General features: G+C 66.5%; 17 protein-coding genes, 1 tRNA gene, 1 other RNA gene and 1 pseudogene. 14 read left to right on the forward strand and 6 right to left on the reverse strand.

Annotated elements, in window-relative coordinates; all coding sequences use genetic code 11:
• Positions 1–4 precede the first annotated feature (4 nt).
• Positions 5–475 (forward strand): transcription antitermination factor NusB, encoded by a 471-nt coding sequence (gene nusB, locus J3U95_RS22250; RefSeq protein ID WP_208280821.1) that lies wholly within the window; start codon positions 5–7, stop codon positions 473–475.
• Between the two features lie 308 nt (positions 476–783).
• On the opposite strand, the gene J3U95_RS22255 is transcribed toward nusB, so the two are convergent.
• A complete protein-coding gene (locus J3U95_RS22255; protein ID WP_229520025.1) occupies positions 784–1,635 on the reverse strand; it encodes a transglycosylase SLT domain-containing protein in 852 nt (283 codons plus the stop codon).
• A 572-nt stretch (positions 1,636–2,207) separates the two neighbouring features.
• Between J3U95_RS22255 and ubiD the strand changes: the two genes are divergently transcribed.
• The 6 genes from ubiD (at position 2,208) to J3U95_RS22285 (ending at position 8,510) form a co-directional block, all read left to right on the forward strand.
• Positions 2,208–3,692, forward strand: a complete 1,485-nt coding sequence (ubiD, locus tag J3U95_RS22260) for a 4-hydroxy-3-polyprenylbenzoate decarboxylase (RefSeq protein WP_208280823.1) — start codon at positions 2,208–2,210, stop codon at positions 3,690–3,692.
• Positions 3,693–3,774: 82 nt separating this feature from the next.
• Positions 3,775–3,873: signal recognition particle sRNA small type (ffs, locus tag J3U95_RS22265), an RNA gene on the forward strand.
• A 146-nt stretch (positions 3,874–4,019) separates the two neighbouring features.
• Positions 4,020–6,152 carry a DNA polymerase III subunit gamma/tau gene (locus J3U95_RS22270; RefSeq protein ID WP_208280824.1) on the forward strand — a complete coding sequence of 711 codons (2,133 nt, stop codon included), beginning with the start codon at positions 4,020–4,022 and terminating at the stop codon, positions 6,150–6,152.
• 48 nt (positions 6,153–6,200) lie between these two features.
• The gene (locus J3U95_RS22275) at positions 6,201–6,530 is read left to right on the forward strand and encodes a YbaB/EbfC family nucleoid-associated protein (RefSeq protein ID WP_005671283.1); all 330 of its coding nucleotides are present in this window, start codon (positions 6,201–6,203) and stop codon (positions 6,528–6,530) included.
• Between the two features lie 47 nt (positions 6,531–6,577).
• Entirely contained in the window at positions 6,578–7,168 is a 591-nt protein-coding gene (gene recR / locus J3U95_RS22280; RefSeq protein ID WP_109344233.1) for a recombination mediator RecR, read from the forward strand.
• A gap of 106 nt (positions 7,169–7,274) precedes the next feature.
• Entirely contained in the window at positions 7,275–8,510 is a 1,236-nt protein-coding gene (locus tag J3U95_RS22285; RefSeq protein ID WP_208280825.1) for a glycosyltransferase, read from the forward strand.
• On the opposite strand, the gene J3U95_RS22290 is transcribed toward J3U95_RS22285, so the two are convergent.
• Complete coding sequence (locus J3U95_RS22290; RefSeq protein WP_208280826.1) at positions 8,501–8,818, reverse strand: hypothetical protein; 318 nt, start codon at positions 8,816–8,818, stop codon at positions 8,501–8,503. The genes J3U95_RS22285 and J3U95_RS22290 overlap by 10 nt on opposite strands.
• A gap of 281 nt (positions 8,819–9,099) precedes the next feature.
• On the opposite strand from J3U95_RS22290, the gene J3U95_RS22295 reads away from it, so the two are divergent.
• Positions 9,100–11,535 carry a penicillin acylase family protein gene (locus tag J3U95_RS22295; RefSeq protein WP_208280827.1) on the forward strand — a complete coding sequence of 812 codons (2,436 nt, stop codon included), beginning with the start codon at positions 9,100–9,102 and terminating at the stop codon, positions 11,533–11,535.
• A 182-nt stretch (positions 11,536–11,717) separates the two neighbouring features.
• Here the strand turns inward: J3U95_RS22295 and J3U95_RS22300 are convergent, their stop codons facing one another.
• From J3U95_RS22300 to J3U95_RS22315, 4 genes are all read right to left on the reverse strand, one after another.
• Positions 11,718–13,871, reverse strand: coding sequence for a putative bifunctional diguanylate cyclase/phosphodiesterase (locus J3U95_RS22300; protein WP_208280828.1), 2,154 nt, complete (start codon positions 13,869–13,871; stop codon positions 11,718–11,720).
• Position 13,872: 1 nt separating this feature from the next.
• Positions 13,873–16,746, reverse strand: coding sequence for a hybrid sensor histidine kinase/response regulator (locus tag J3U95_RS22305; RefSeq protein ID WP_208280829.1), 2,874 nt, complete (start codon positions 16,744–16,746; stop codon positions 13,873–13,875).
• A 222-nt stretch (positions 16,747–16,968) separates the two neighbouring features.
• Positions 16,969–17,163: a YbdD/YjiX family protein gene (locus J3U95_RS22310; protein WP_109344227.1), complete on the reverse strand. Its 195-nt coding sequence runs from the start codon at positions 17,161–17,163 to the stop codon at positions 16,969–16,971.
• Entirely contained in the window at positions 17,163–19,229 is a 2,067-nt protein-coding gene (locus tag J3U95_RS22315) for a carbon starvation CstA family protein (protein WP_208280830.1), read from the reverse strand. The genes J3U95_RS22310 and J3U95_RS22315 overlap by 1 nt, the downstream gene beginning before the upstream one ends.
• A 202-nt stretch (positions 19,230–19,431) precedes the next feature.
• Between J3U95_RS22315 and J3U95_RS22320 the strand changes: the two genes are divergently transcribed.
• The 6 genes and pseudogenes from J3U95_RS22320 to J3U95_RS22345 all read left to right on the forward strand — a co-directional run bounded on the left by J3U95_RS22320 (position 19,432) and on the right by J3U95_RS22345 (position 26,309).
• Positions 19,432–20,805: a cache domain-containing protein gene (locus tag J3U95_RS22320; RefSeq protein WP_208280831.1), complete on the forward strand. Its 1,374-nt coding sequence runs from the start codon at positions 19,432–19,434 to the stop codon at positions 20,803–20,805.
• On the forward strand, positions 20,795–21,451 hold the full coding sequence (locus tag J3U95_RS22325; RefSeq protein ID WP_370662102.1) for a response regulator transcription factor: 657 nt from the start codon (positions 20,795–20,797) through the stop codon (positions 21,449–21,451). The genes J3U95_RS22320 and J3U95_RS22325 overlap by 11 nt, the downstream gene beginning before the upstream one ends.
• Before the next feature lie 104 nt (positions 21,452–21,555).
• A complete protein-coding gene (locus J3U95_RS22330) occupies positions 21,556–22,731 on the forward strand; it encodes an HDOD domain-containing protein (protein ID WP_208280832.1) in 1,176 nt (391 codons plus the stop codon).
• The gene (locus J3U95_RS22335) at positions 22,724–24,778 is read left to right on the forward strand and encodes a putative bifunctional diguanylate cyclase/phosphodiesterase (protein WP_208280833.1); all 2,055 of its coding nucleotides are present in this window, start codon (positions 22,724–22,726) and stop codon (positions 24,776–24,778) included. Before J3U95_RS22330 ends, J3U95_RS22335 begins: the two co-directional genes overlap by 8 nt.
• A 166-nt stretch (positions 24,779–24,944) precedes the next feature.
• Positions 24,945–25,034, forward strand: a tRNA-Ser gene (locus J3U95_RS22340).
• 186 nt (positions 25,035–25,220) lie between these two features.
• Positions 25,221–26,309: pseudogene (locus J3U95_RS22345) on the forward strand (IS3 family transposase).
• The last annotated feature ends 206 nt before the right edge of the window (positions 26,310–26,515 follow it).

The raw sequence follows: 26,515 nt of genomic DNA on the forward strand, positions 1-26,515 counted from the left end.
AACAATGACTGACAAGAGTACGCACGCCAACCCGAGCAAGAACCGCACGCCGCGCCACCGCGCGCGCGAGTTCGCGCTCCAGGGTCTGTACCAATGGCTGCTGAATAACGAATCGGCGCGGGTGGTCTCGACCAATATCCGCGGCGCCCACGGCTTCGACAAGGCCGACGGCGAGTTCTTCTCGGCGCTGCTCAATGGCGCGATCAGCACCTCGGTCGAGCTGCGCGAAGCGATCGCCCCGCTGATCGACCGCGCGATCACCGAGCTGTCGCCGATCGAGCACGCGGTGCTGCTGCTGGGCGCCTACGAGCTGAAGAACCATCCAGAGATTCCGTATCGCGTCGTGATCAACGAGGCGGTCGAGCTGACCAAGTCGTTCGGCGGCATCGATGGGCACAAGTACGTCAACGGCGTGCTGGATAAATTGGCGTCGCGCATGCGGCCGGATGAGGTGGCGGCGAACGAGCGTCGCTGATCGTTTTGCTTCCAGCTTGACGAGAGAAAGCCACCGTGCGCGCGCCGGTGGCTTTTTTGTTGGGTGTGTGGTTTGCGGCGGGCTTGGCGGGAATAGTGCCAGTGGCACTATTCCCGCCTGCGCGGGAACGACGTTGATTTGGTCGATCGACCAGCCAGCAACGCGACTTCGAACACGTACCTAAGCACGTCGTTCCCGCGCAGGCGGGAACCTAAGTCGCGTGCGCAGCCCACAGCGCCAACTATATATAGCAAACGCAAAAAAGCCACCGCCGCAGCGGTGGCATCCAAGGAACTTCCCTCGTGATCTTACAGGCCGGCCAGCGGCTCGACGTTCGGCACGTGCGCGCCGGTGGTGGAGGCGGTCGTGGTTTCCTGCATCGGCCTCGCTTCCGGCTTGACCGTGTCGGACTCGGTCTGCTTGGCGGTGACGATGGTCGCCGGCATCGGCGCCGCGCGCGGGGTGCGCACCGGAACGTTCTGGCCTTTCGAGACTTTCTTCAGCAGGCGGTACTCGTTCAGCACCTTGTTGCCGTAACCCGAATCGGTTTCCAGGTCGGCCGCGCCGACATAGGTCTTCAGGCCGCCTTCGATCGAGCCGGTACGCTTGACGTAATCCTTCAGGATCAGGGCGCCGACACGGATGTTGGCGACCGGGTTCAGGGCTGCCTGCGGGCCGCCCACGTCCTCGAACTTGTCGTGGTGGACCTTGGCCATGACCTGCATCAGGCCCTTGGCGCCCATCGGGCTTTCGGCGAACGGGTTCAGGCCCGATTCGATCGCCATCACCGCCAGGATCAGGAGCGGGTCGAGTTTCAGCTCGTGCGCCGTCAGGTAGGCGGTCGAGACCAGCATATTGGCGGCGTCGCCGGCCACGCGATAACGCTTGGACAGCCAGTTGGTGACGTATTGCTGCTGCTTGCTATTGCCCAGCATCGCGTGCGAATCGCGCAGGTGCGTCGTCTCGACGGCCACCGCTTCGACCACGGCCTTCGGCGTCGGCGCGACGGGCGCGACCGGTTCCACGACGGCAACGGCGACTGGCTGCGGATGCAGCATTTCAGAGACGCGCTTGGCGAAACTGTCATTGGTGTACAGCAGCGCCAGCATGGCGACTGCGGTCAGACCGAATACGGTCAGGGTAGTGCGTGCGGTTTTCATGAAACCGCTTGCCGTTTTGCTCACGGAAGACCACGTGATTGGCTGGCTGGCCATGGATTGCACGAGCCTTGCGCTCGTGATAACACGATGAAACATCGAATTTTCCCCTTGTCGCGGCAAAAAGAATCCCGTCGTGTCGCTCCGAGCGAAACGCAGAATGTGTTTTTGCCGTGCATCAGAAAATCGTTTGTCGCCGCGACGCGGCCGACTAACGCCGTCATTGCTTTGCTTCAGCTGGCTGCTAACCCGTAGGGCAGGGACCAGTGGCTCAACAACTGTCTCGGGGGTTTGGGCAGACGCCCAAGAGAAAACACTCCTTAAAATGTCGTATGGGGCCCCGACCCCGTGAATGCATGAGAACGGCTAAAATTGTGGCAAAAAAAGTAAGGCCGTCTCATCAAGTAGGACGGATTGTAGGGGCGGAGCTTATATCAAGTCAACCCTAGCACGTTCGTCTCTTATAACTTTTGGTTCTGATGAGGTGGCCTTCCAAATGGAAATACTTGACGAATCAATCACTTGGCTCCACCCTCTCACTTACGTTCTGCAATCGAAGAAATGCACAAAACTTGATGAAATATACAGACTTGCGAGATTTTATGGCCCAGCTCGAACGCATGGGCGAGCTCAAACATGTTGACATTCCGGTATCGCCGAATCTCGAAATGACCGAGATCTGCGACCGCACCCTGCGCGCCGAAGGCCCCGCGCTGCTGTTCCGGCAACCGACCGGGCACACGATCCCCGTCCTCGGCAACCTGTTCGGCACCCCGAAACGGGTCGCGCTGGGCATGGGGGCGGAGGATTTGAGTGAGCTGCGTCAAATCGGCCACGTGCTGGCGCGCCTGAAGGAGCCCGAGCCGCCAAAAGGTTTCAAGGACATCATGGGCATGGGCTCGCTCGTCAAGGCGGTATGGGATATGGCGCCGAAAGAAGTGAAGGGCGCCCCCTGCCAGGAAATCGTCTGGGAAGGCAAGGACGTCGACCTCGGCCGCCTGCCGATCCAGCACTGCTGGCCGGGCGACGTCGCGCCCCTGATCACCTGGGGCCTGGTGATCACCAAGGGGCCGAACAAGAAACGCCAGAACCTGGGCATCTACCGCCAGCAGGTGCTGGGGCCCAATAAAGTCATCATGCGCTGGCTGGCGCACCGCGGCGGCGCGCTCGATTTCCGCGAGCACGCGCTGGCCAATCCGGGCAAGCCGTATCCGATCGCGGTGGCGCTGGGCGCCGACCCGGCCACCATCCTGGGCGCCGTGACGCCGGTGCCGGACACGCTGTCCGAATACCAGTTCGCCGGCCTGCTGCGCGGCAGCCGCACCTCGCTCACCAAGGCGATCGGCAGCGAACTGATGGTGCCGGCGTCAGCCGAGATCGTGCTCGAAGGGCATATCTACCCGGACGAGAACCACCCGTCCGGCTTCGAGCATGCGCTCGAAGGGCCATATGGCGACCACACCGGCTACTATAATGAACAGGACAGTTTCCCGGTGTTCACCATCGACCGCATCACGATGCGGCGCGATCCGATCTACCACTCGACCTATACCGGCAAGCCGCCGGACGAGCCGGCCGTGCTGGGCGTGGCGCTGAACGAAGTCTTCATTCCGCTGCTGCAGAAGCAGTTCACCGAAATCACCGATTTCTATCTGCCGCCGGAAGGCTGCAGCTACCGCATGGCGGTGGTGCAGATGAAGAAGCAGTACGCGGGCCACGCCAAGCGGGTGATGTTCGGCGTCTGGAGTTTCCTGCGCCAGTTCATGTATACCAAGTTCATCGTCGTGGTCGACGAGGACGTCAATGTGCGCGACTGGAAAGAGGTGATCTGGGCCATCACCACTCGCGTGGATCCGACCCGCGACACGGTCATGGTCGACAACACCCCGATCGACTACCTCGACTTCGCGTCGCCGATCAGCGGCCTGGGCAGCAAGATGGGGGTCGACGCCACCAATAAATGGCCGGGTGAAACCAATCGCGAGTGGGGGACGCCGATCGTGATGGAGCCGGCGGTCAAGAAGAAGGTGGATGAGATCTGGGGGCAATTGGGCATCTGATCGCTCCAGGCAGGGGCGGCCGCTGCCGCGCCCCCCCCCTGCCATTTCCCCAAACCGTACACCCTGGGGTATAATGAGTGCTGGCGGGCCCCTGCGCATTGTGGCATGGTTTACCTGGTCAGGTCGGGAACGAAGCAGCCAAAGCCGTTCACCGCAAGTGCCGCAGATCAGGCTCGCCTCTTATCTCCTCTCTCCCACAGCAACTCCCTCTCTCTTGTTGTCCCGCGTTGGCGTTCGCACGTCCATGGGCTCCGTTTTCATTCCCGTTACACAAGAGCCCGCCCGCCGAATGTTCGCGACGACCGCCATCTGCGGTAAAATCGTGGCATGTCCTATCAAGTCCTCGCCCGCAAATACCGTCCCAGGAACTTCGAAACGCTGGTTGGCCAGGAGCACGTCGTCCGTGCGCTGACCCATGCCTTGCGCACGGAGCGGCTGCACCATGCCTATCTGTTCACGGGCACGCGCGGGGTCGGCAAGACCACCCTGTCGCGCATCCTGGCCAAGTCGCTCAATTGCACCGGACCTGACGGGCAGGGCGGCATCACCGCCGAGCCGTGCGGACAATGCGAGGCTTGCCGCGCGATCGACGCCGGCCGCTTCGTCGACTACATCGAGATGGATGCGGCGTCCAACCGCGGCGTGGACGAAATGGCCCAGTTGCTGGAACAGGCGGTCTACGCGCCGAGCAATGCGCGCTTCAAGGTCTATATGATCGACGAAGTGCACATGCTCACCAATCACGCGTTCAACGCGATGCTCAAGACGCTTGAGGAACCGCCGCCGCACGTCAAGTTCATCCTGGCGACCACCGATCCGCAAAAGATTCCCGTGACGGTGCTGTCGCGCTGCCTCCAGTTCAATCTCAAGCAAATGCCGCCGGGCCATATCGTCGGCCACCTCGAGAACATCCTGGGCCAGGAAGGCGTGAGCTTCGAGCAGCCGGCGCTGCGCCTGCTGGCGCAAGGCGCGCACGGTTCGATGCGCGACGCGCTGTCGCTCACCGACCAGGCGATCGCCTATGCGGCCGGCCAGGTCACGCTCGATGCGGTGCAGGGCATGCTCGGCGCGCTCGACCAATCCTACCTGGTGCGTCTGCTCGACGCCCTGGCGGCGCAGGACGGCGCCGACCTGATGGCGGTGGCCGACGAGATGGCCAGCCGCAGCCTGTCGTACAACGGCGCGCTGCAAGACCTGGGCACCTTGCTGCACCGGATCGCGCTGGCGCAGTCGGTGCCCGGCGCCGTGCCGCAAGACCTGCCCGAGCTGGCCGACATCATGCGCCTGGCCGGGGTCTTCGAGCCGCAGGAAGTGCAACTGTATTACCAGATCGCCGTGCACGGCCGCAACGAGATCGGCCTGGCGCCGGACGAATATGCCGGCTTCACCATGACCCTGCTGCGCATGCTGGCCTTTCGCCCCGGACAGGGTGGAGCCGAAGCATCGGCCGCGCCGCCCGCCGCCGCTCCGGTAGGCGCGTCGCCTGCGCGCGCCGCCGCGGCGGCTGCGGCCAGCCATGCGGCGGTGACGCCGCGGTCGGTCCCGCCTTCGGCGGCGCCGGCTGCACCTGCTGCGCCGGCGCCTGCGCAGCCCAACGCGGGGGCCGCCGCCCCCGGCGCGCCGGCGATGACGTCGGCGCGGGCCGCGATCAATGCGGCGCTGGAGGCGGCGCGCGCCGCCTCGGGCATCCGCACCCCGCCCAAGCGTCCGGTGGCCGAACCGGTCGCGCCGGCGCCAGCGCCCACGGCGCCGCCGCCAGCGGCGCCCGGACCGTCGGCCGCGCTGTCGTCCCCACCGCCGTCGGCACCACAGGCACGCGCCGCTTCCGCCCCGCCGCCATGGGATGGCGGGCAGGCGCAGGCCATGGCCCAGCAGCCGCAGTCACAAGCGGCCATGCAGGCCCGCCAGCAGCCGCAGCAGCAGCCGGACGACGACGTGCCGTCCTGGGTCACCGATTTTTCCGACGACACGGCAGTCGCCGCCGAGGCGCCGGCCGTGGTCGCGCCCGCGCCCCAGGTGCGGGCCCCGGCCGCGCCGCCGCACGCCTATGTCGTCACGCCCGTGCCAGAGATCGCCTGGGACGGCAACTGGCCGGCGCTGGCCGGCAGCCTGCCGCTGCGCGGCGTGGCCCAGCAGCTGGCGCTGCAGACCGAACTGGTTGCCTGCGTCGTGCACGACCGTTCGGCCACTTTTAAACTGCGCGTGCCGGTCGATACGCTGCGCGCCAGCGGCAATAGCGAGAAGCTGGCGGCTGCGCTGCAAGAACATTTCCCTGACTTCCGCGTGAACGTGGAGTCCGAGATCGGCCCGGTGTGGTATACAGCCGGGGCCGAACAGAAAGCGGCGCGCGAGGAGCGCCAGCGCCTGGCCGAGTCCATCGTCGCCGCCGATCCTTTCGTGCAGGAGCTCGAGCGACGCTTCGACGCGTTCGTCGTGCCCGGCTCGGTCAAGGTCGCCTGAGCGCCCGTTGCCGATCAATCACCCATCCGACTTTTGGAGAAACCCACCATGATGAAAAACCAGCTCGCAGGCTTGATGAAACAGGCGCAAGCCATGCAGGACAATATGAAGAAGGCGCAGGAGCAGCTGGCTCAGATCGAAGTCGAAGGCCAGTCGGGCGCCGGCCTGGTGAAGGTCGTCATGACCTGCAAGAACGACGTCAAGCGCGTCACCATCGACCCGTCGCTGCTGGGCGACGACCGCGACATGCTGGAAGACCTGGTCGCGGCCGCGTTCAACGACGCCGTGCGCAAGGCCGAGGCGACCGCCGCCGAGAAGATGAGTGGCCTGACCGCCGGCATGCCGGGCCTGCCGCCTGGCTTCAAGATGCCTTTCTGATCCATTGATACCAGTCCCGGCCGGCGCCTGCCGGCGGGACGCCCCACATGTCGACCTCGCTCGAATTTCTCATCGAATCGCTGCGCCGCCTGCCGGGCGTGGGCCCCAAGTCGGCCCAGCGCATGGCATTCCACCTGCTGCAGCACGACCGCGAGGGCGCCGCGCAACTGTCGCGCGCGCTCTACCAGGCGGTCGACACGGTGCACCACTGCGCCAAGTGCAATACCTTCTCCGACATTGAAATTTGCGAGCTGTGCGCCGACCCGGAGCGCGACCACACCCTGCTGTGCGTGGTCGAGACCCCGGCCGACCAGATCATGATCGAGCAGACGCTCACCTGGCGCGGACTGTACTTCGTGTTGATGGGCCGGCTGTCGCCGCTGGACGGCATCGGCCCGCGCGACCTCGCCCTGGACAAGCTCGTCAACCGCGCCACCGATGGCGTCGTCGGCGAAGTGGTGCTCGCGACCAATTTCACCAACGAGGGCGAAGCCACCGCCCACTACATCAGCGAAATGCTCAAGGCGCGCGGCCTCAAGGTGAGCCGCCTGGCGCGCGGCGTGCCGGTGGGCGGAGAGCTCGAGTATGTCGACGCCGGCACGATCGCGCGCGCCATGCTCGACCGCCGCAGCGCCTGATGTCCGCAATCCCGATCCGGTAGCGCGGTCCCTGGACGCGCGTCCTGCGTGTGCGCAAGCCCGGTTGGTGGGCCGCTGCTATCGTGGATTTTTCTGCGAGCCGGCCATGCATATCGTCGACCTCACGATGTTCTATGCCGCCGAGGGCGGTGGCGTCAGCACCTACCTGAATGCCAAGTCGGCGTGGCTGGCGCGCCAGGGCCGCGCGCGGCACACGATCCTGAGTCCGAACCGCGATGCGGCGGGAGGTGTGGCGACAGACGTCGCGCGCGCAACGCATGCCGCTTCGGCATGCCTGCGCCTCCCAAGCCTGGCCTTGCCCGGTTTTCACGGCTACCGCATGCCGCTGTCGGTCGCCGCCATCGCCCGCCGCCTGCGCCGCTTGCGGCCCGACCTGGTCGAAGTGGGCGACGCCGGCCACTGCGCCTGGGCTGCGCTGCGCGCGCGCGACCGGCTGCGCATCCCGGTCGTGGCCTTCTACCATTCCGATTTGCCGCGCCTGGTCGAGAACCGCTTCGGCCTGCATGCCGCCCAGCTCACCCGGCGCTACCTGGCGCAGCTGTACGGCCAGTTCGACCTGGTGCTGGCGCCGAGCCGGCTGATGGTCGGGCAACTACACGCGATGGGGGTGCACGGCGCGCTGCACCAGCCGCTCGGCATCGATTGCACCGTCTTCCATCCCGACCGGCGCGATGCCGCCGTGCGCGCCGAACTGGACGTGGCGCCCGGAGCCTGCCTGCTGGTGTATGCCGGACGCTTCACGGCCGACAAGAAACTGGATGTATTGCTGGCGGCAATGGCCCGGCTCGGTCCCGGCTACCACTTGCTGATGGTGGGGCCCGGCGAGGCCGCCTTCGATATCCCGAAGGGCGCCCGGATCAGTCGCCTGCCGTTCCAGCGCGACCAGTGCGCGCTGGCGCGCCTGCTGGCCAGCTGCGACTTGCTGGTGCACCCAGGCGATTGCGAAACATTCGGCCTGATCGTACTCGAGGCCATGGGGTGTGGCCTGCCGGTGGTGGCGGCGGGCGCCGGCGGACTTGCCGAACTGGTCGACGACGCGACGGGAGTGCTGGCGCGGCCCAATAGCCCCGACAGCCTGGCCGAGGCGATCAGGCATGCGGCCGCCCGCGACCTGGCGGCGCTCGGCGCCAATGCGCGGCGCAAGGTCGAATCGTCGTTCGACTGGGAGACGGTGTTCGACGGGTTACTCATGCACTACTGCAAACTGCTGCCGCAGGATGCCGCGGGCTGCGGAAAGCCGGACTGCGCAAAGCCGGGCTGCGCGACCCAGGGCCACGCGCTCGACGAACAGTCCTATGCCGGGGCCGGCTCTTACCAGTAAGGACCCCAGTAGCCGCCGCGATAGCGAGGCCCCCAGGCGCCATATGCGCCGGCGCCATTGCCCATGCGCTGCAATTCCTCGCGCGTGCCCAGGTGCAGCACGCATTCGCGCCATGGATCGGTGTTCGCGCTATAGCCCAGCTGGCTGCATGCCGGGCCGTAAATATTCATGAGTTCCGCCATCTCGGCCTGCGCGCGCGCCGATTTTTCTTGCGGCGTCGAACAGGCGGCGGCCAGCAGGGCCAGGCCGATGGCGGCGGACGTGCGCACGATGGCAGGCATTCTTGCGCCCTTGTTGACGTTTTCCATGACAGTTCCTCCCGCCGCATCGCGCGGCATGATTCCAGAATAGCATCACCCGCACGCGCCGCGTGTGCGATGACAAACGAATAGTGAGATTTCTTCACATTCTTCATTGTCGTACATGGGGATGGATGTGTCCGCCTTCAACGACATCAGCAGCTACGCCGCCGGAGACGTAGTGGATGCGCCCATGACACCGCGTGCAATGAGGTATTTTTCTCGCACCAATTCGTATACGGCGTGAATTTTCTGGCAAGATACGCCCCCAAAATAAGGAGACGCGACGTATGGACAAACCCTTGGGCAGGTCCCGATGGAAGACCTGGACCCTGCGCGGGGCCGGGGCGCTGCTGGCGCTCGTGCTGCTGGCGGCGCTGGCCATCTGGTTGTTCCTGCGCGCCAGCCTGGCCCAGCTCGACGGCGAGCGCCGGGTGGCCGGCCTGGCGGGCGAAGTCAGGGTCGAGCGCGATGCCGGAGGGGTGCCCCTGATCAGTGGCGCCAGCCGGCTCGACGTCGCCTATGCGACCGGCTTCGTGCATGGCCAGGAACGCTTCTTCCAGATGGACTTGTTGCGCCGCACGGCGGCCGGCGAGCTGGCCGAGCTGTTCGGCGCGGCGGCGCTGCCTACCGACCGCACGCATCGATTGCATCGCTTCCGCGCCCGCGCGCTGGACACGCTGGCGCGGCTGCCGGCGCCGGAACGCGCGCTGCTGGAACGCTATGCGCAAGGCGTCAACGAGGGTCTCGACGCACTCGGCGCGCGGCCCTTCGAATACGCGCTGACCGGCGTGGCGCCACGGCCGTGGACGGCGCCCGATTCGCTGCTGGTGGTGTGGGCCATGTACATCGACCTGCAAGGCGCCCAGCAGGCGCGCGAACTGGCGCGCGGCTGGCTGCGCGCGCACAGCGACGAGGCGCAGCTGGCTTTCCTGCTGCCCGAGGCGACCGGATTCGATGCGACCCTGGACCAGGGCGCGGCAAAGGCGGCAAGCCCATTGCCGCCGCAGGCCCCGGCCTGGTGGGGCGCCGCGCCGGATGCACCCGGCGCGCCGGTCAGGCTGGCCGGCCTGGAGGTCACCGATTCGGTCGGCAGCAACAACTATGCGCTGGCCGGCAGCCGCAGCAGCACCGGCGCGGCCATCGTGGCCGACGACATGCACCTGGGCCTGCGCCTGCCGAACATCTGGTACCGCCTCGCGCTGCGCTTTCCCGACCCAAGTGCGCCCGGCGGCCAGCGTCGCCTGGCCGGCGTCAGCCTGCCCGGGGCGCCGCCGTCCGTCATCGTCGGCAGCAATGGCCAGGTGGCGTGGGCCTTCACCAACAGCTATGCCGATTCGCTCGACCTGGTCGAACTGCAGGTCGACCCGGCCCGGCCAGGCCAGGTAGGCCTGCCGGGCGGCTGGGAGACGCCGCGCGAGCACGTCGAGGCGATCGCCGTGAAAGGCGCCGCGGCCGAGCGCATGGTCGTGCGCGAGACTTCGCTCGGCCCGATCCGCGAGGTGGCGGGGCGCAGCTATGCGCTGCACTGGATCGCCCACGATCCGGCCGCGCTCAATATGAATCACCTGAAACTCGAGCGGGTAGCCAACGTCGAGGAAGCGCTGGCCGCCGCCGCCAGCAACGGCATCCCGGCCCAGAACTTCGTCGCCGGCGACGTGCTGGGGAATATCGGCTGGACGGTCGCCGGCCTGCTGCCGCGCCGCACCGCCGACGGCCAGGCGGCCAGCCTTGCCGCCGGCTTCCCGCTCGCCGCCGGCAGCGCGGCGCAGACCTGGAGCGAGGCGCTGCCCTACGCCGACTATCCGCGCATCCTGAATCCCGCCGACGGCCAGATCACGACCGCCAACAGCCGCCAGCTGCTTGGTGCGGGATCCGCGCTGCTGGGCGACGGCGGCTACGACCTGGGCCAGCGCAACCGCCAGCTGCACGAGGGCTTGCAAGCCATGGGCGACCGGGTCGACGTGCGCCGCGCCTTCGACGGGGCCATGGATGACCGCGCGATCCTGGTCGGCCAGTGGCGCCAGCGCGCCCTGGCCGCGCTCGATGCGCGCTCGCTCGCCGGCCACCCGCAGCGCGCCGAGTTCCGGCGCCTGCTGGAGACCAGCTGGAGCGGGCGCGCCAGCGTCGAGTCGATCGGCTATCGGCTGGCGCGCGACTTCATGTGGGCCGTGCACGATCTGCTGTACGGCGGCGTCAATGCGGCGCTGAAGGAGATCGATCCGAAGGCCAGCGCAGCCGCGGCCAGCACGCGCTGGCCGGCGGTGGCCGCGCGCCTGCTGGACGAGCGGCCGCCGGGCTGGCTGCCGGCCGGCCATGCATCGTGGCGCGACCTGGAGCTGGCGGCGGTGGACCGCGCCATCGCGGCCCTGGTCGATGCCGGCACGCCGCTGGCCGAGGCCACCTGGGGCCAGCGCAACACCGCGGACATCGCGCATCCGATCAGCATGGCCGTGCCCGCGCTGCGCCCCTGGCTCGCCGCGCCGAGCCAGCCGCTGGCGGGCGACGCCCACATGCCGCGCGTGGCCGGACCGAAGTTCGGCCAGTCGGAGCGGCTGACCGTGTCGCCGGGACGCGAAGAGGAGGGTTTATACAATATGCCGGGCGGGCAGAGCGGGCATCCCTTGTCGCCGTTCTTCCTGCTGGACCACGCGGCCTGGGTCGAGGGCAAGCCGGTGCCGTTGTTGCCGGGGGCGGTGAAGCATACGTTGCGGTTCGTGCCGTGAGTAGCGCTAACGCGCGTCTTCGGTAGCAGCTTCGGCACGTCGTTCCCGCGCAGGCGGGAACCCAAGCTTGCATGCAGCCAGGCTGCGTTCGATCCAAGTGGCAGCGGTACGAACTTAGGTTCCCGCCTGCGCGGGAACGACGTGCTTGGGCTGCTGGCTGCGATATGGTGGGTTAGCCGCCATCACTTCACCGGCAAGGCCTGCTGCGCATGCTGCAGTATCTCGGTGATCTTCTCGGCGCTGGAAGGGTGGCCGAGGTAGTAGCCCTGCACCATGTCGCAGCCATATTCCTCGAGCAGCAGCAGCTGCTCGCCGGTCTCGACGCCCTCGGCCACTACCACCATCTTGAGGCCGTGGGCCATGGCGATGATGGCGCGCGTGATGGCCGCGTTTTCCGAATCCTGGGGCAGGCCGGCGATAAAGCTGCGGTCGATCTTGAGGGCGCGCACGTCGAAGCGCTTCAGGTAGTTCATCGATGAATAGCCGGTGCCGAAGTCGTCGATCGACAGGTGCACGCCGATGCCGCGCAGCTGCTCGAGCGTGACCAGCGTGGCGCGCGCATCGTCCATCAGCGTGCCTTCGGTCAGCTCCAGTTCCAGCAGGCGCGGCTCGAGCCCGGTCTCGTTCAGGGCCGACAGCACGATCTGCGACAGGTTCTCGTCCTTGAACTGCTTGGCCGACAGGTTGACCGCGATGCGCAGCAGGCGCCGCGTCAGGCGCTGCCAGGCGCGCGCCTGGCGGCAGGCGGTGCGCAGCACCCATTCGCCGATCGGGACGATCAGGCCGGTCTCCTCGGCCAGCGGGATGAACTCGGTCGGGGGCACCAGGCCGCGCTCGGGATGGCGCCAGCGCACCAGGGCCTCGACCCCCACGATCTCGGACGTGCGTACGTCGCGCTGCGGCTGGTAGACCAGGTACAGCTCGTCGTTCTGCAGCGCGCGCCGCAGGCCCACCTCGAGCTTCACGTGGCTCATGATCTGCATCGTCAGCGAAGAGCTGTACAGCTTGGCGTTGTTCTTGCCGCAGTTCTTGGCATGATACATCGCGGTGTCGGCGAACTTGAGCAGTGATCCACAATCGTCGCCATCCTCGGGGAACAGCGAGATGCCGATGCTGGCGGTGACGAAGATCTCGTTGCCCTCGATCAGGAAGGGCCGCCGCATCGCTTCCTTGACGCGGGTGGCCACGTTCAGCGCGTGCTCGACCCGCTCCAGGTCGGGAATCAGGATGGTGAATTCGTCGCCGCCCAGGCGCGCCAGGCTGGCGGCATCGCGGGCGTCGTGCTCGACGCCTTCGCCGCGCGAGACCAGGTCGCTGGGACGGGTGGTCTCGCGCAGGCGTTCCGAGACCATCTTGAGCAGCTGGTCGCCGGTGTTGTGGCCCAGCGTGTCGTTGATGCGCTTGAAGGCATCGAGGTCCATGAACAGCACCGCGAACTTCTTGTTGCCCATCTTGGCGCGCTGCAGCTCGCGTTCCAGGGTCTCGAGAAAGGCTTGCCGGTTGGGGATGCCGGTCAGGCCGTCGCAATAGGCCAGGCGCCGGATCTGTTCCTCGGCGCGCTTGCGTTCGCTGATGTCGCGCACCAGGCCCAGCACCTCGGACGGGCTGGTGGCCACCAGGCGCGCCTCGAAGTGCAGCACCTCGCCGCATTCGATCAGTTCGTACTCGACCGAGCGCACCTGCTGGGTGGCGAGCACGGTCTCCACCTGCTCCAGCATGCGCGCCGCGATCTCGGGCGGCAGCGTGTCGGACAGGTGCTTGCCGATGAAGCGCGCGCTGGTAGGTGGCGTGCCCACCGGCCGTCCCGGACACGATTGACGTTCCTGGCCGGGCTCGTAGTCGAGATAGAAACCGTCCCCGTTCAGGCGAAAGAAGGTGTCGGGAATGGCTTCGAGCACGGCGCGGTTCTGGGCGTCGGCGATGCGCAGGCGGGCGATGGCGTCGCTGGCGCGCAGCACGTACAGCACGCGGTGGCCGAGGATCGGCCAGTTGATCGGCTTGGAGACGAAGTCGGTGGCGCCGACCTCGTAGGCCTGGGTCACGGCCTCGACGTCGTCGCTGCCGGTGACCATGACGATCGGGACGCAGGCGCCGTCCGGATCAAAGGCGCGGATCGTGCGGCAGGCCGTGAAGCCGTCCATGCGCGGCATGTCGACGTCCATCAGGATCAGGTCCGGCACGCGCTCGCGCGCCAGCTCGACCGCTTCCAGGCCGTCGCCGGCCTCGATGCCGTCCATCCCGACCTGGGTCAGCATCTCGAGCATCAGGAGGCGCATGACGGGATCGTCGTCGGCGACGAGCACCGTCCCGCGCTGGGTGGAGGCAAAGGCTGGCATGTCAGGATTCCTTTTCAAGCATGGCGTGGAGCGACTGGCGCACCGATTGGAATTCGCGCTCCATGTCGGCCAGCAGGGGCGCGGCGCCGTCGACGCTGCCGCTGCGGCCGAGCTGTTCGAGATCGCGGCAGGCCGCGGCCAGGCGACCCGCCCCGATGTTGGCGCTGGCCGACTTGAGGCCGTGGGCGATGCGGCGCAGGCTTTCGGCGTCGCGCGCGGTCACTGCCTGGCGTAGCGCCTGCAGGTGGCGCGGGGTGTCGCCCACGTAGGCGTTGATCACCTTCTGCACCAGGGCGTCGCCGGCGTCGCGGCTCAGCGCGCGGATATTGTCGAGGGCGGCGCGGTCGACCGGGTCACCCTGCGGCGGCGCTGGCGGTGCCGGGGGAGGTGGCGGCGCAGGCGGCGGGGGCGCAGGCGAAAAGTCGAGCGCCAGTTCGGCGTCGTCGTCATGGTGGCGTTCGGCCAGCACCGGCAGCGCCACCCAGCGCCCGATCACGGCCGCCAGCTGCTGCTGGGTGAAGGGCTTGGACAGGTAGTCGTCCATGCCGGCCGCGAGGCAGGCTTCGCGGTCGCCCTGCAGCGCGTTGGCGGTGATCGCGATCACGGGCAAGGTGCGCGCGCGGCCCATCTCGCGCTCGTGGCGCCGGATTTCCCCGGTCGCCGCGAAGCCGTCCATCACCGGCATCTGGCAATCCATCAGCACCGCGTCCCAGCCGCCTTCGTGCACCGCATGCAGCGCTTCCTGGCCATTGGTGGCGCAGTGGGTTTCCAGGCCCAGGCTCTCCAGCATTGCCCTGGCCACTTCGACGTTGACCGGATTGTCCTCGGCCAGCAGCACGCGCCGCGCGCGCCGCGCCGGCTGCTGGCGCGCCATCGGCGTCGGCTGGGGAGCGTCGTATGGCGCGGCAGTGGCGGCGGCCGGATGATGCAGCCGCGCCGCGCGCGCCGTCAGGCAGGCATACAGGTCGGCCGCGCGCGCCGGCTTGACCAGCTGGTAGGCCACGCCGGCCTCGCGCCGCTGGACCGGATCGGCGGCCAACCGCTCTGGACTGAGCAGGACGATGTGGGTCGAACGTGCAACCGCCTCGGCCCGCACCGAGGCCGCCAGCGCCAGGCCGCTGGTCTGGGTCAGCTCCATGTCGAGCACCGCCGCATCGTACGGCCGGCCGGCGCGCGCCGCGCTCACCAGGTGTTCGAAAGCAGCCGCGGCGCTGCCCACGCCCTCACAGGCCGCGCGCCAGGCTTCCAGCTGCTGCACCAGTTCCTTGCGGCTGGCCTCCTGTTCGTCCACCACCAGCACCCGCAGTCCTTCCAGCGTGTGCTGGCGGTGGCCGGGCGCGTCGGGATCGACGCGGCGCTTGTCGAAGCTGAGCGTGAACCAGAAGATCGAGCCCTGCCTGGGCGCGTTCTCGACGCCGATCGTGCCCTTCATGAGTTCGACCAGCTGCTTCGAGATGGCCAGCCCCAGGCCGGTGCCGCCGTACTTGCGGGTGGTGGAATCGTCGGCCTGGGAAAAGGCGTTGAAGATGCGCGCGCGCGCGTCGCGCGAGATGCCGATGCCGGTGTCGTGCACCTCGAAGCGCAGCGCCACCCGTTGCGCGTCCTCGCCGGCCACCCGTACCCGCGCCATGATGCGGCCCTCGGTAGTGAACTTGATCGCATTGCCGATCAGGTTGGCCATGATCTGGCGCAGCCGGTTCGGGTCGCCGCAGATCGCCACCGGGATGTCGTTGGCGATGTCGAAATCGCAGCCCAGGCCCTTGGCCGCCGCCTGCGGGGTATAGACGTTGTGGATGTCGTCCAGCAGGTCCCACAGGTTGAAGTTGATGTATTCGATGGTCAGCTTGCCGGCCTCGATCTTGGAGAAGTCGAGGATGTCGTTGATGATCACCAGGAGGTGCTCGCCCGAGCGCTTGACCAGCTGCGTGTAGCTGCGCTGGGCCTCGGTCAGCTCGGTGGCCAGCAGCATCTCGGTCATGCCCAGCACCCCGTTCATCGGGGTGCGGATCTCGTGGCTCATGGTGGCGAGAAAGCCGCTCTTGGCGCGGCTGGCCGCTTCGGCCGCGTTCTTGGCCTTCTCCAGCTGCTCGGTGCGCACGCCGACCTGGCGTTCCAGTTCGTCGCGGTGGTGCAGCAGGGCCGCGCCGCGGTCCTCGATCTGGGCCAGCATGGTGTTGAAGCTGTCGATCAGCACGCCCAGTTCGTCGCTGCGCTTGTGCTGCACGCGCAGGCCGTAATTCTGGCTGACCGAGACCTTTTGCGCGGCCTGGATCAGCCTGGCGATCGGTTCGGCGATGCTGCGCTTGAGCGGCCGCGCCAGTCCCAGCGAGACCAGCAGCGCGGCGCCCATCGCCAGCCCGATCACCAGCAGGCTGGCCAGGATCTCGAGCCACATCGGCAGCAGGTCGGCCTCGATCATGATCGCGCCGACCGGCAGCTCGCCATGGCGCACCTCGTGCACCACGCGCATGTGGCGCGACAGCAGGAAGCTGCCGGCGCGATTGGCGTCGTCGAGCGTGTCCAGTCCGAGATCGTCGAGCGAGGGCAGTTCTGCGCCCAGCCGCGACGGCGCGCGGTACTCGGCCAGCGAGCGCCCGAAACGATCGTACAGCACCGCCGCCGAGATATCCTGCTGGGCTTCCAGCGCCGCCAGCGTGGCGCCGGCCTGGCGCCGGTCGACCAGCATCAGGTCGCCGGAGGTGGCCGCGCCGATCACGCGCGCGAAGGCCGCCAGTTGCAGGCTCTCGGCCTGGCGGTGATTGACGATGGAGGTGACGGCGAAGGCGCAGAACACGAACAGCAGGGCGGTCGCCGTCGAGAGCAGCGAGAGGATGTTCAGCTTCCGGTTCAGGCTCGAGCGCTCGAAATTCTGCATCGTGGTTCCCGCAAACGGCACAGCGCAGCGGATCCGGCAACGGTGCAGATCCTCCTAGCGGGCAAGAACCCGCAGGAAAAAAATATACGCACTAGGGGAGGTGACAGCTTTGCGAATCCGCAAATGTGGCAAAGGGAACAATTCCATGTCGCAATTTGCATCGACGGGCGCAAATAAAGGGGCGCCCGCGGCGCCCCTTGTCGGATCAGTTCGTGCTGCCCGTCAGCAGCACGACGCCCGGCTTCCCCCATAGCGCGCCTCCTGGCGCTCGCGGAAGAATTCCTCGTACGTCATCGGAGGCTGGTCCGGATGGGTACGCTCCATATGCGCCAGGTAGGTGTCGTACTCGGGCAGGCCGACCATCAGCCGCAGGCTCTGCCCGAGGTAGTTGCCGGCCTGTTTCAGGGTGCCGAACATCACTGCACCTGCGCGGCCGGCATGGCGACGTACGGCGATTCCTTCACGGTCGGCGCGTTCGATGCGCGCGCCGCCATCACCGTGCGCACGCCGTAGAACAGCACCGCCAGCACCACGAAGATGAAGAAGCCGGCCAGGCTGGCGTTGACGTAGTCGTTGAAGATGATGCGCTCCATGTCGAGGATCGACTTGGCCGGCGCCAGGATCTCGCCCGCGTCGTGCGCCGCCTGGTATTTGTTGGCGTGCGAGACGAAGCCGATGCGCGGATCGGCGTGGAAGATCTTCTGCCAGCCGGCGGTGAGGGTGCAGGCCAGCAGCCACACGGTCGGCAGCGCGGTGACCCAGGCGTACTTGGCGCGCTTCATCTTGAACAGCACGCAGGTGCCCAGCATCAGCGCGATACCGGCCAGCATCTGGTTGGCGATGCCGAACAGCGGCCACAGGGTGTTGATGCCGCCCAGCGGATCGACCACGCCCTGGTACAGGAAATAGCCCCAGGCGGCGACACACAGGCCGGTGGCCAGCAGGTTGGCCGGGAGGGAGTCGGTGCGCTTGAGCGACGGGGCGAAGGCGCCCAGCAGGTCTTGCAGCATGAAGCGGCCGGCGCGGGTGCCCGCATCCACCGCGGTCAGGATGAACAGCGCCTCGAACAGGATCGCGAAGTGGTACCAGAAGGCCATCATGGCCGGGCCGCCCACGACGTTGGACAGGATGTGCGCCATGCCGACCGCCAGGGTCGGGGCGCCGCCGGCGCGCGAGATGATGGTGTGCTCGCCGACGTCGCGCGCCATCTGTTCGAGTTCGGCCGGCGTGATCACGAAGCCCATCTGCGACACGGCTTGCGCCGCCGATTGCGCGGTGGTGCCGAGCAGCGCCGCCGGGCTGTTCATGGCGAAGTAGATGCCCGGGTCGATCGTCGATGCGGCGATCAGCGCCATGATGGCGACGAAGGATTCCATCAGCATGCCGCCATAGCCGATGAAGCGGGCCTGGGTTTCGTTCTCGAGCATCTTGGGCGTGGTGCCCGACGAGATCAGCGCGTGGAAGCCCGAGACGGCGCCGCAGGCGATGGTGATGAACAGGAAGGGGAACACATTACCCGACCACACCGGACCGGTGCCGTCGATGAACTTGGTCACGGCCGGCATCTGCAGGTCGGGGGCGACCACGATGATGCCGATCGCCAGCGCCAGGATGGTGCCGATCTTGAGGAAGGTGGACAGATAATCGCGCGGCGCCAGCAGCAGCCACACGGGGATCACTGCCGCTACGAAGCCATACCCGATCAGCATCCAGGTCAGTTCGGTGCCGGTGAAGGTGAACATCGGGCCCCAGGTCGGCGAATCGTGGACCCACTGGCCGCCGATGATGGCCAGCATCAGCAGCACGAAGCCGATGGCCGAGATCTCGCCGATGCGGCCGACCCGCACGTAGCGCGAGTAGATCCCCATGAACAGCGCGATCGGGATCGTCGCCATCACGGTGAAGGTGCCCCACGGCGAACCGGTCAGGGCTTTCACGACGATCAGCGCCAGCACCGCCAGGATGATCACCATGATCATGAAGGTGCCCAGCAGCGCGATCATGCCGGGGATCTCGCCCATCTCGGACTTGATCAGGTCACCGAGCGAGCGGCCGTCGCGGCGAGTGGACATGAACAGCACCATGAAATCCTGCACCGCGCCGGCGAACACGACGCCGGCCAGGATCCACATCATGCCGGGCAGGTAGCCCATCTGCGCCGCCAGCACCGGGCCGACCAGCGGGCCGGCGCCGGCGATCGCGGCGAAGTGGTGGCCGAACAGGACGTTCTTGTTGGTGGGGACGTAGTCGAGGCCATCGTTGTACTTCCAGGCCGGGGTCTGGCGCGTGGGGTCGAGACCCATCACCTTGGTGGCGATGTAGAGCGAATAGAAGCGGTAGGCGATCAGGTAGACGCAGCCGGCGGCCGCGACGATCCAGATGGCGTTGATGGTTTCACCGCGCTTGAGCGCGATGTAGCCGAGCGCAAACGCGCCCACGATGGACAGGACGATCCATCCGAGCATGCTCGTGATACGTTTCATGGGGTGACTCCTCCGATGTGGATTGATGCTTTTGCGTCAGTACGTGCCGACGCCAATTATTTACAGCATGCCGTTGAGTATCTTGCACTATTGTCAGTACCGCAAGCGCATGATTACGCAGTCTCTACGTAATGCTACGTAGGGCGATCCCTGCCATCGGACGTAGAATGCAGGCCTTCGACTCAAACCATGCGGACGGCATATGCGGCTGAGGCAAAAAGTGATCGTGCTGGCCGTCGTGCCACTGGTGGTGGCGCTGTGCGCGATCGCGCTCTACGTGCGCCAGCAGGGCGTGACCCTGGCGGCCGAGCAGCGCGCCACGATCCAGCACGCCTACCTGGCGAGCAAGGAGGCCGAGTTGCGCCACTACGTCGAGCTGGCGACGCGCTCGATCGCCCACCTCACGCGCACCGGTGACAGCGACCCGGCCACCCAGCGGGAAGCGATCCGCATCCTGTCGAGCCTGAGCTACGGCGAGGATGGCTACTTCTTCGTCTACGACACCCGGGGCACCAACCTGATGCACCCGCGCCAGCCGGAGCTGGTCGGCACCGATATGTGGGAGTGGCGCGACTCGACCGGCGCGCCCACCATCCAGCGCCTGATCGCGCTGGCCAGCGGGGGTGGCGGCTTCCTGCGCTACACCTGGGCCAAGCCCTCGAGCAACCGGCCGGCGCCCAAGCTGGGCTACGTGGTGCCGATCGCGCACTGGAACTGGGTGATGGGCACCGGCATCTACCTCGACGACGTCGAATCGGCGCTGGCGCTGGTCGACGCCCAGCAGTCGCGCAATATCGAAGAGACGCTGCTGTGGATGGCGGTGCTGGCCACGGTGGCGGCGGTAGGCGTGGCCGGCGGCGGCCTGGCCCTGAACATCAGCGAGGGAAGGGTGGCCGACGCCAAGCTGAAGGCGCTGGCCCAGCGCGTGGTGGAATCGCAGGAAGAAGAGCGGGCGCGCCTGTCGCGCGACCTGCACGACGGGATCAGCCAGGCGCTGGTCTCGGTCAAGCTGCAGCTGGAGGCCGGCATCATCCGCATCGACGGCGACGAAGCGCGGCGCGAGCAGGGCCGCGCGGGGCTGGAGCGCACCGTCGAGCAGGTCAAGACGCTGCTGGGCGAGGTGCGCCGGATCTCGCACGACCTGCGCCCGACCCTGCTGGACGATATGGGCCTGGCGCCGGCGCTGGACCACCTGGCCAGCGAATTCGGCGAGCACGCGGGCGCGCCGGTGCGCTTCCGCGCGGCCGGCGCGGTGGATGCGCTGCCCGAGATCGTGGGTACGGTGCTGTTCCGCATCGCGCAAGAGGCGCTGACCAACGTCGAGCGCCACGCCCAGGCGCGGCATATCGAGATGGTGCTCGAGCGCGTGGGCGACCTGGTGAGCCTGTGCATCGCCGACGACGGCGTGGGCTTCGACACGGACGGCGTGGCCGTGCATCCCAAGCGCGGCATCGGGCTAAGGAATATGATGGAGCGCATGGAGGCGATCGGCGGGCGGTTCTCGATCGCGTCGTCGTCCACGGGCACCCGGGTGGTGGCCAGCATCGATTTGAAGGAGCAAGGCAGTGATTGGTGACGTGAGCGGTGAAGTGAATGATGAAGTCAATGAGGTAAAAATCCTGCTGGTCGACGACCATCCGCTGGTGCGCGACGGCCTGCGCGCGCGGCTCGAGTCGGCGCCCCACCTGACCGTGGTGGCCGAAGCCGGTTCGGGCGAGGAAGCCCTGGCGCGTGCCGGGGAGTTCCACCCAGACCTGGTGCTGATGGACGTGAACATGCGCGGCGGGAGCGGCATCGAGGCCACCTACCAGCTCACCGCGCGCTATCCCGGCATCGCGGTGCTGATGTTGTCGATGCACGACAAGCCCGAATACGTGAGCCAGGCCATGGCGGCCGGCGCCCGCGGCTATGTGCTGAAGGACGCGCCGGGCAAGGACATCGTGCTGGCCATCGAAACCGTGATGGGCGGCGGCATCTACTACAGCGCCGCGCTGGCGCGCCAGCTTGCCAATCCGGCCACGCCGAGCGACCAGCTGACGGCGCGCGAGCAGGAAGTGCTCAAGCATATCGCAGCCGGGCAGTCGAACAAGCAGATCGCGCGCGACCTCGATCTGTCGGTGCGCACGGTCGAGACCCACCGCCTGAACATCAAGCGCAAACTCGGCATCGAAGGACAGGCGGAACTGATCCGTTTTGCGGTCCAGCGCGCAGGTAATAACTGAGACAGTAACTGAGAGTGAACTCTCGCTATCCACCGGGAAACATTGCTGTTGCTTTATAGTATTCGGTGCAATAAGATTGCCTGGATATTATTGAGAAACATCATATGGCCGAGCAGGGACACTTTCCGCTGGTAGCAATCGACCCTGTCGCCAATGCGCAGAACGAATGGGTGGCCTTGAGCCTGCGGCTGGCGCCCGGCGCCGACCTGGCGCAACGTCTGCAAGCGGTGTTCGCGGGCGCCGACCTGCTCACGGCAATCGCGCCGCTCGACTGCCTGCTGCACCTGGATGGCCCTGAGGCCTTGACGGTGCCGGTGCTGGCGCTGCTGCCGGCCAACCGCGTCGGCCTAGTGATCAAGGCCGAGGCGCTGGCGTCCGGCAGCGCCGCGCGCCAGCTGGCCGAGCTGCATGCCTACGGCTATCGCGTCTGGCTCGACGGCGACATCCCCGAGGGTGCGAAGGCGCCGCCGGCCCTGCGCTCAGCGGCGCGCGATTGCCGCGCGCATGGTGACGCTGCGCTGCTGCCCGGCCGCCTGGTCTCGCTGTTCGGACCGCACCTGGCGCACGGCGTCGACGGCGCGCGCCGCTTTTCCGAATGCGAGAACGCGGGTTTTGATTGGTTCAGCGGCGACTACCCCTGCGACCCCGACGCGGCGCCCTCGAAGGACGACGACGGCAGCTCGCGCCGCCGCATATTGACCCTGCTGGGCCTGTTGGCGCGCGACGCCGAATCGCGTGAGCTGGAAGACCAGATCAAGCAGGACCCGGTGCTGGCCTATCACCTGCTCAAGCTGGTCAACTCGGCCGCCTTCGCGGTGAGCACCCAGATCACGAGCTTCTCCCACGCGATCACGGTGCTCGGCCGGCGCCAGCTGCAGCGCTGGCTGCAGCTGCTGCTGTACGCGCGCCAGCAGCCGGACGGCTTGCCGAACCTGCTGCTGCCGCTGGCGGCGCGCCGCGGCGCGCAGCTGGAAGCCTTGAGCCGGGACGCGGGCGGCGATCGCGACGCCCAAGACCTGGCCTTCATGACCGGCGTGTTCTCGCTGCTCGACCGCTTGCTGCACATGCCGATGGCGGCGATCGCGGCCGACCTGTACCTGCCGGACGACGTCGCCGGAGCCCTGGTCGAGCGGCGCGGCCGGCTCGGCGCCTGGCTGCGGCTGACCGAGATGCATCCGGATCTAGCGATGCTGGAGGAGGCGGGCGTGAGCCCGGCCGCCTGGTGGAACAGCCAGCTGAGCGCCTGGCACTGGGCGATCCAGGTGGGCCGGAATGTCTGACCTGCGCGAACTGGATTCCTTCGACTTCGTCGGCGGCACGGCCGCCGTCTGCGACGCCATCCTCCGCTTGCGCGGCGAGGCCCTGACCCTGGAGCTGGGACGCCTGGCGGCCCTGCTGACGGGCAGCCCGGAGGGACGCTTCGTGCCGGGCGCCGGCCTGATCGATCCGAACCCGCCGGGCGCGCGCATCCTGCGCCACGCGGTGGCGGCCGGCATCGAGCAGTTCGGCTGGTACGAAGTGAGCGGCGGCGAAGGGTATTGTCCCGAGACCGAGCGCAAGCTGGTGGCGCTGGCCCACCTGACCGCGAGCCTGATGCAGATGCACGCGCTGGCGCAGCGCTCCACCCACGCTTATGCGCAGATGGAAGCGCAGCTGGCGCACCAGTCGCAGATCCTCGACCAGATCCACGAATCCGTGCTGACGATGGACCAGATGGGCTACATCACCAGCTGGAACCGCGGCGCCGAGCAGCTGTTCGGCTATACCGCGCTGGAAGCGATCGGGCGCAACATCCTGTTCCTGTATGCCGACGAGGATGGCGGCGACGACATGCAGCCCGACCTGTTCGCGGAGCAGGGCGGGCGCATGATGGAAGTGCGGCGCCGGAAAAAATCGGGCGAGGTGTTCTGGGCCAGCCTGTCGCTGTCTCCGCTGCGCGACCTGGCCGACCGGCCGACGGGCCTGATCGCCTATCTCACCGACATCACCGAACGCAAGCAGGCCGAGGAACAGCTGCACCACCTGGCGTATTACGACGAGCTGACCGGCCTGCCGAACCGCACGCTGTTCGCGCGCCTGGTCGACCAGGCGCTGGCGGTCTCGCAACGCAACGAGACGGCGGGCAGCGTGCTGTTCGTGGACCTGAACCGCTTCAAGCGCATCAACGACACGCTCGGGCGCCGCATTGGCGACGAGCTGCTGCGCCAGGTCGCGCAGCGCTTCAAGGACGCCCTGCGCGACGAAGACGTGGTGGCGCGCCTGTCGGGCGACGAATTTGCCGTCGGCCTGTCGGACATCCGCCAGCACTTCGAGGCCACCACGGTGGCGCAGAAGCTGCAGGCCTCGCTCGACGCGCCGTTCTATATCGGCGGGCATGACCTGCGCGTGGGGGCCAGCATCGGCATCAGCGTGTATCCGCAGGACGGCAACGATGCCGAGACCCTGCTCGGCCTCGCCGACATCGCGATGGAGCGCGCCAAGCGCGCCGACGCCAATCCGGATCGCAGCGTCGCCTTCTACAGCCAGGACATGAACAAGGGCATGCAGGAGCGCATGCGCATCGAATCGGGTCTGCGCCATGCGCTCGGCAACGGTGAACTGACCCTGTATTACCAGCCGAAGTTCGAGATTGCCAGCGGGCGCATCGTGGGCGCCGAAGCCCTGGTGCGCTGGGTGCATCCGCAGCGCGGCATCGTGCCGCCGTCGGAATTCATTCCGCTGGCCGAGACCACGGGCCTGATCGTGCAGGTGGGCGAGTGGGTGCTGGAGCAGGCCTGCGCGCAGGCGGCGATCTGGCAGAGGTCGGGGATTGCTCCGTTCCGGCTGGCGGTGAACGTGTCGGCGCGGGAGTTTACGCCGTCGTTACCTTCGCGGGTGGCCGATACCTTACGGCGCTACCAGCTCGATCCGTCGTGGCTGGAACTGGAGATCACCGAGAGCACGCTGATGCACGACTTCGAGCGCGTGACGGCGATCATGGACCGGATCACGGCGCTGGGGGTGTCGTTGTCGCTGGACGATTTCGGGACCGGGTATTCGAGCTTGTCGTACCTGAAGCGGTTTCCGATCCAGACCCTCAAGATCGACCGCTCGTTCACGACCGGGATACCGAAGGATGCGAGCGATTGCGCGATCGCGGGTACCATCGTCAGCATGGCGCGGCAGCTGTGTTTGCGGGTGATCGCGGAAGGGGTGGAGACGCTGGATCAGCTGGAGTTTTTGCGCGAGGCGGGGTGCGATGAGGTGCAGGGGTATCTGTATGCGGCGCCGTTGCCGGCGTATGATTTCGAGCGGTGTTTGCGGGATAACTGGTTATTGATCGGGTGAGCAGGATCCTGGGGTTTGTCCGGCTGCGCGCTGGCGGCTCATCAATGGCCGCTCGCTGATGCACATCGCTTCCGCGCAGGCGGGAGGCTCAGCTCGCCGGTCTCATCCTGGCACGTGAACAACCTGACCAGCCCAGATGATTTATGTATAATGCCGGTTCCTCACAGGAAGCGTGGCCGAGTGGTTGAAGGCAGCAGTCTTGAAAACTGCCGACGGGGGAACCCGTTCGTGAGTTCGAATCTCACCGCTTCCGCCACCCCATTCTAAGTCCTTGATTTTTAAGGCTTTTTATTTCCCCAGGAAAGTTTGGTGAGACACATTAGTGAGACACTTCACTATCTCAACCAATGCGTATCCCCTCACACCTCCGCCGTTCGGTAATCCCCCCGCAAAAAGAGCGCGTTTAGAAGTAGAATTTTCTACTTAAGACAGAAAGCTCTACATGAAGACGTCCCGCTTTACCGACAGCCAGATCATCGCCATCCTCAAGCAAGCCGAAGCAGGCAGCCCTGTACCGGAGCTGTGCCGCGAGCACGGCATCAGTAACGCCACGTTCTACAAGTGGCGCGCCAAGTTCGGCGGCATGGACGCGTCGCTGATGGCGCGCATGAAGGAGCTTGAGGAAGAGAATCGTCGCCTCAAGAAGATGTACGCCGAGGAGCGCCTGAAAGCTGAAATCGTCGCCGAGGCCCTCGCAAAAAAGTGGTAGCGCCATCTCGGCGGCGAGAGATGGCGCAACGTGCCGTAACGGAGCGCTCAGCGACGGTCAGGCTGGCCTGTCAGGCATTTGGCATCAGCCAGACCTGTTACCGGTACAAGGCCAAGCTCGACGCTGAAAACATTCTGATTGCCGACTGGCTGGTGCGGTTGACGAATAACCAGCGCAACTGGGGCTTTGGGCTGTGCTTCCTGTACCTGCGCAACGTCAAGGGCTTCCCATGGAACCACAAGCGGGTCTACAGGATTTACCGTGAGCTCGAGCTGAACCTACGCATCAAACCACGCCATTGGCTGGTACGCGAAAAGCCGTCGCCGCTAGTGGTGCCAACCGCGATCAACCAGAGCTGGTCGATGGATTTCATGCACGACCAACTTGCCGACGGGCGCTGCATTCGTCTGTTCAATGTGATCGACGACTTTAACCGCGAAGGCCTCGGGATCGAGGTCGACTTCTCGCTGCCGTCTGAACGCGTGATTCGGTCGCTCGACCGGATCATCGAATGGCGTGGCAGGCCGGAGGCAATTCGATGCGACAACGGCCCTGAATACATCAGCGCAGTGACCTCGGCGTGGGCCGCAAAGCGCGGTATTCGCATCGACTTTATCCAGCCTGGCCAGCCCCAACAGAACGCGTATGTCGAGCGTTATAACAGGACGGTTCGCTATGATTGGCTGGCCCATCATCTTTTCGAAACACTCGACGAAATCCAAGAATTTGTCACCAATTGGCTGTGGACCTACAATCACGACCGGCCCAACATGGCACTCGGCGGTATTACGCCAAAAACAGAAACTTGCCCTCGCCGCTTAACCTCTACTTTTAGCGTGCTCTAAAAACGGGGGGGATTACCGAGCCCCACAAGTTGGGGCTTTTTTTCGTCACACACGGTCAATTCCTGCCCGACCAGCCAGGAAGCTGCGCCCTCCGCACAACTGGCGAAAATTCCGAACGACAAAAAACACATGGACCAATCCCGTCACGAACGCAATAATCGTGTCAGGACCATCCATCACTTT

The organism is Massilia oculi (genome assembly GCF_017582745.1).
GTDB classification, from domain to species: domain Bacteria; phylum Pseudomonadota; class Gammaproteobacteria; order Burkholderiales; family Burkholderiaceae_D; genus Telluria; species Telluria oculi_A.

Excerpts from the sequence above, each read along its gene's own strand:
- J3U95_RS22290 (WP_208280826.1), bottom strand. The coding sequence starts at position 8,818 with ATGGAAAACGTCAACAAGGGCGCAAGAATGCCTGCCATCGTGCGCACG.
- J3U95_RS22285 (WP_208280825.1), top strand. The coding sequence starts at position 7,275 with ATGCATATCGTCGACCTCACGATGTTCTATGCCGCCGAGGGCGGTGGC.
- J3U95_RS22300 (WP_208280828.1), bottom strand. The coding sequence starts at position 13,871 with ATGCCAGCCTTTGCCTCCACCCAGCGCGGGACGGTGCTCGTCGCCGAC.
- J3U95_RS22310 (WP_109344227.1), bottom strand. The coding sequence starts at position 17,163 with ATGTTCGGCACCCTGAAACAGGCCGGCAACTACCTCGGGCAGAGCCTG.
- J3U95_RS22270 (WP_208280824.1), top strand. The coding sequence starts at position 4,020 with ATGTCCTATCAAGTCCTCGCCCGCAAATACCGTCCCAGGAACTTCGAA.
- J3U95_RS22305 (WP_208280829.1), bottom strand. The coding sequence starts at position 16,746 with ATGCAGAATTTCGAGCGCTCGAGCCTGAACCGGAAGCTGAACATCCTC.
- J3U95_RS22335 (WP_208280833.1), top strand. The coding sequence starts at position 22,724 with ATGTCTGACCTGCGCGAACTGGATTCCTTCGACTTCGTCGGCGGCACG.
- J3U95_RS22275 (WP_005671283.1), top strand. The coding sequence starts at position 6,201 with ATGATGAAAAACCAGCTCGCAGGCTTGATGAAACAGGCGCAAGCCATG.
- J3U95_RS22330 (WP_208280832.1), top strand. The coding sequence starts at position 21,556 with ATGGCCGAGCAGGGACACTTTCCGCTGGTAGCAATCGACCCTGTCGCC.
- J3U95_RS22315 (WP_208280830.1), bottom strand. The coding sequence starts at position 19,229 with ATGAAACGTATCACGAGCATGCTCGGATGGATCGTCCTGTCCATCGTG.
- ubiD (WP_208280823.1), top strand. The coding sequence starts at position 2,208 with ATGAAATATACAGACTTGCGAGATTTTATGGCCCAGCTCGAACGCATG.
- J3U95_RS22320 (WP_208280831.1), top strand. The coding sequence starts at position 19,432 with ATGCGGCTGAGGCAAAAAGTGATCGTGCTGGCCGTCGTGCCACTGGTG.
- nusB (WP_208280821.1), top strand. The coding sequence starts at position 5 with ATGACTGACAAGAGTACGCACGCCAACCCGAGCAAGAACCGCACGCCG.
- J3U95_RS22255 (WP_229520025.1), bottom strand. The coding sequence starts at position 1,635 with ATGAAAACCGCACGCACTACCCTGACCGTATTCGGTCTGACCGCAGTC.
- J3U95_RS22295 (WP_208280827.1), top strand. The coding sequence starts at position 9,100 with ATGGACAAACCCTTGGGCAGGTCCCGATGGAAGACCTGGACCCTGCGC.
- recR (WP_109344233.1), top strand. The coding sequence starts at position 6,578 with ATGTCGACCTCGCTCGAATTTCTCATCGAATCGCTGCGCCGCCTGCCG.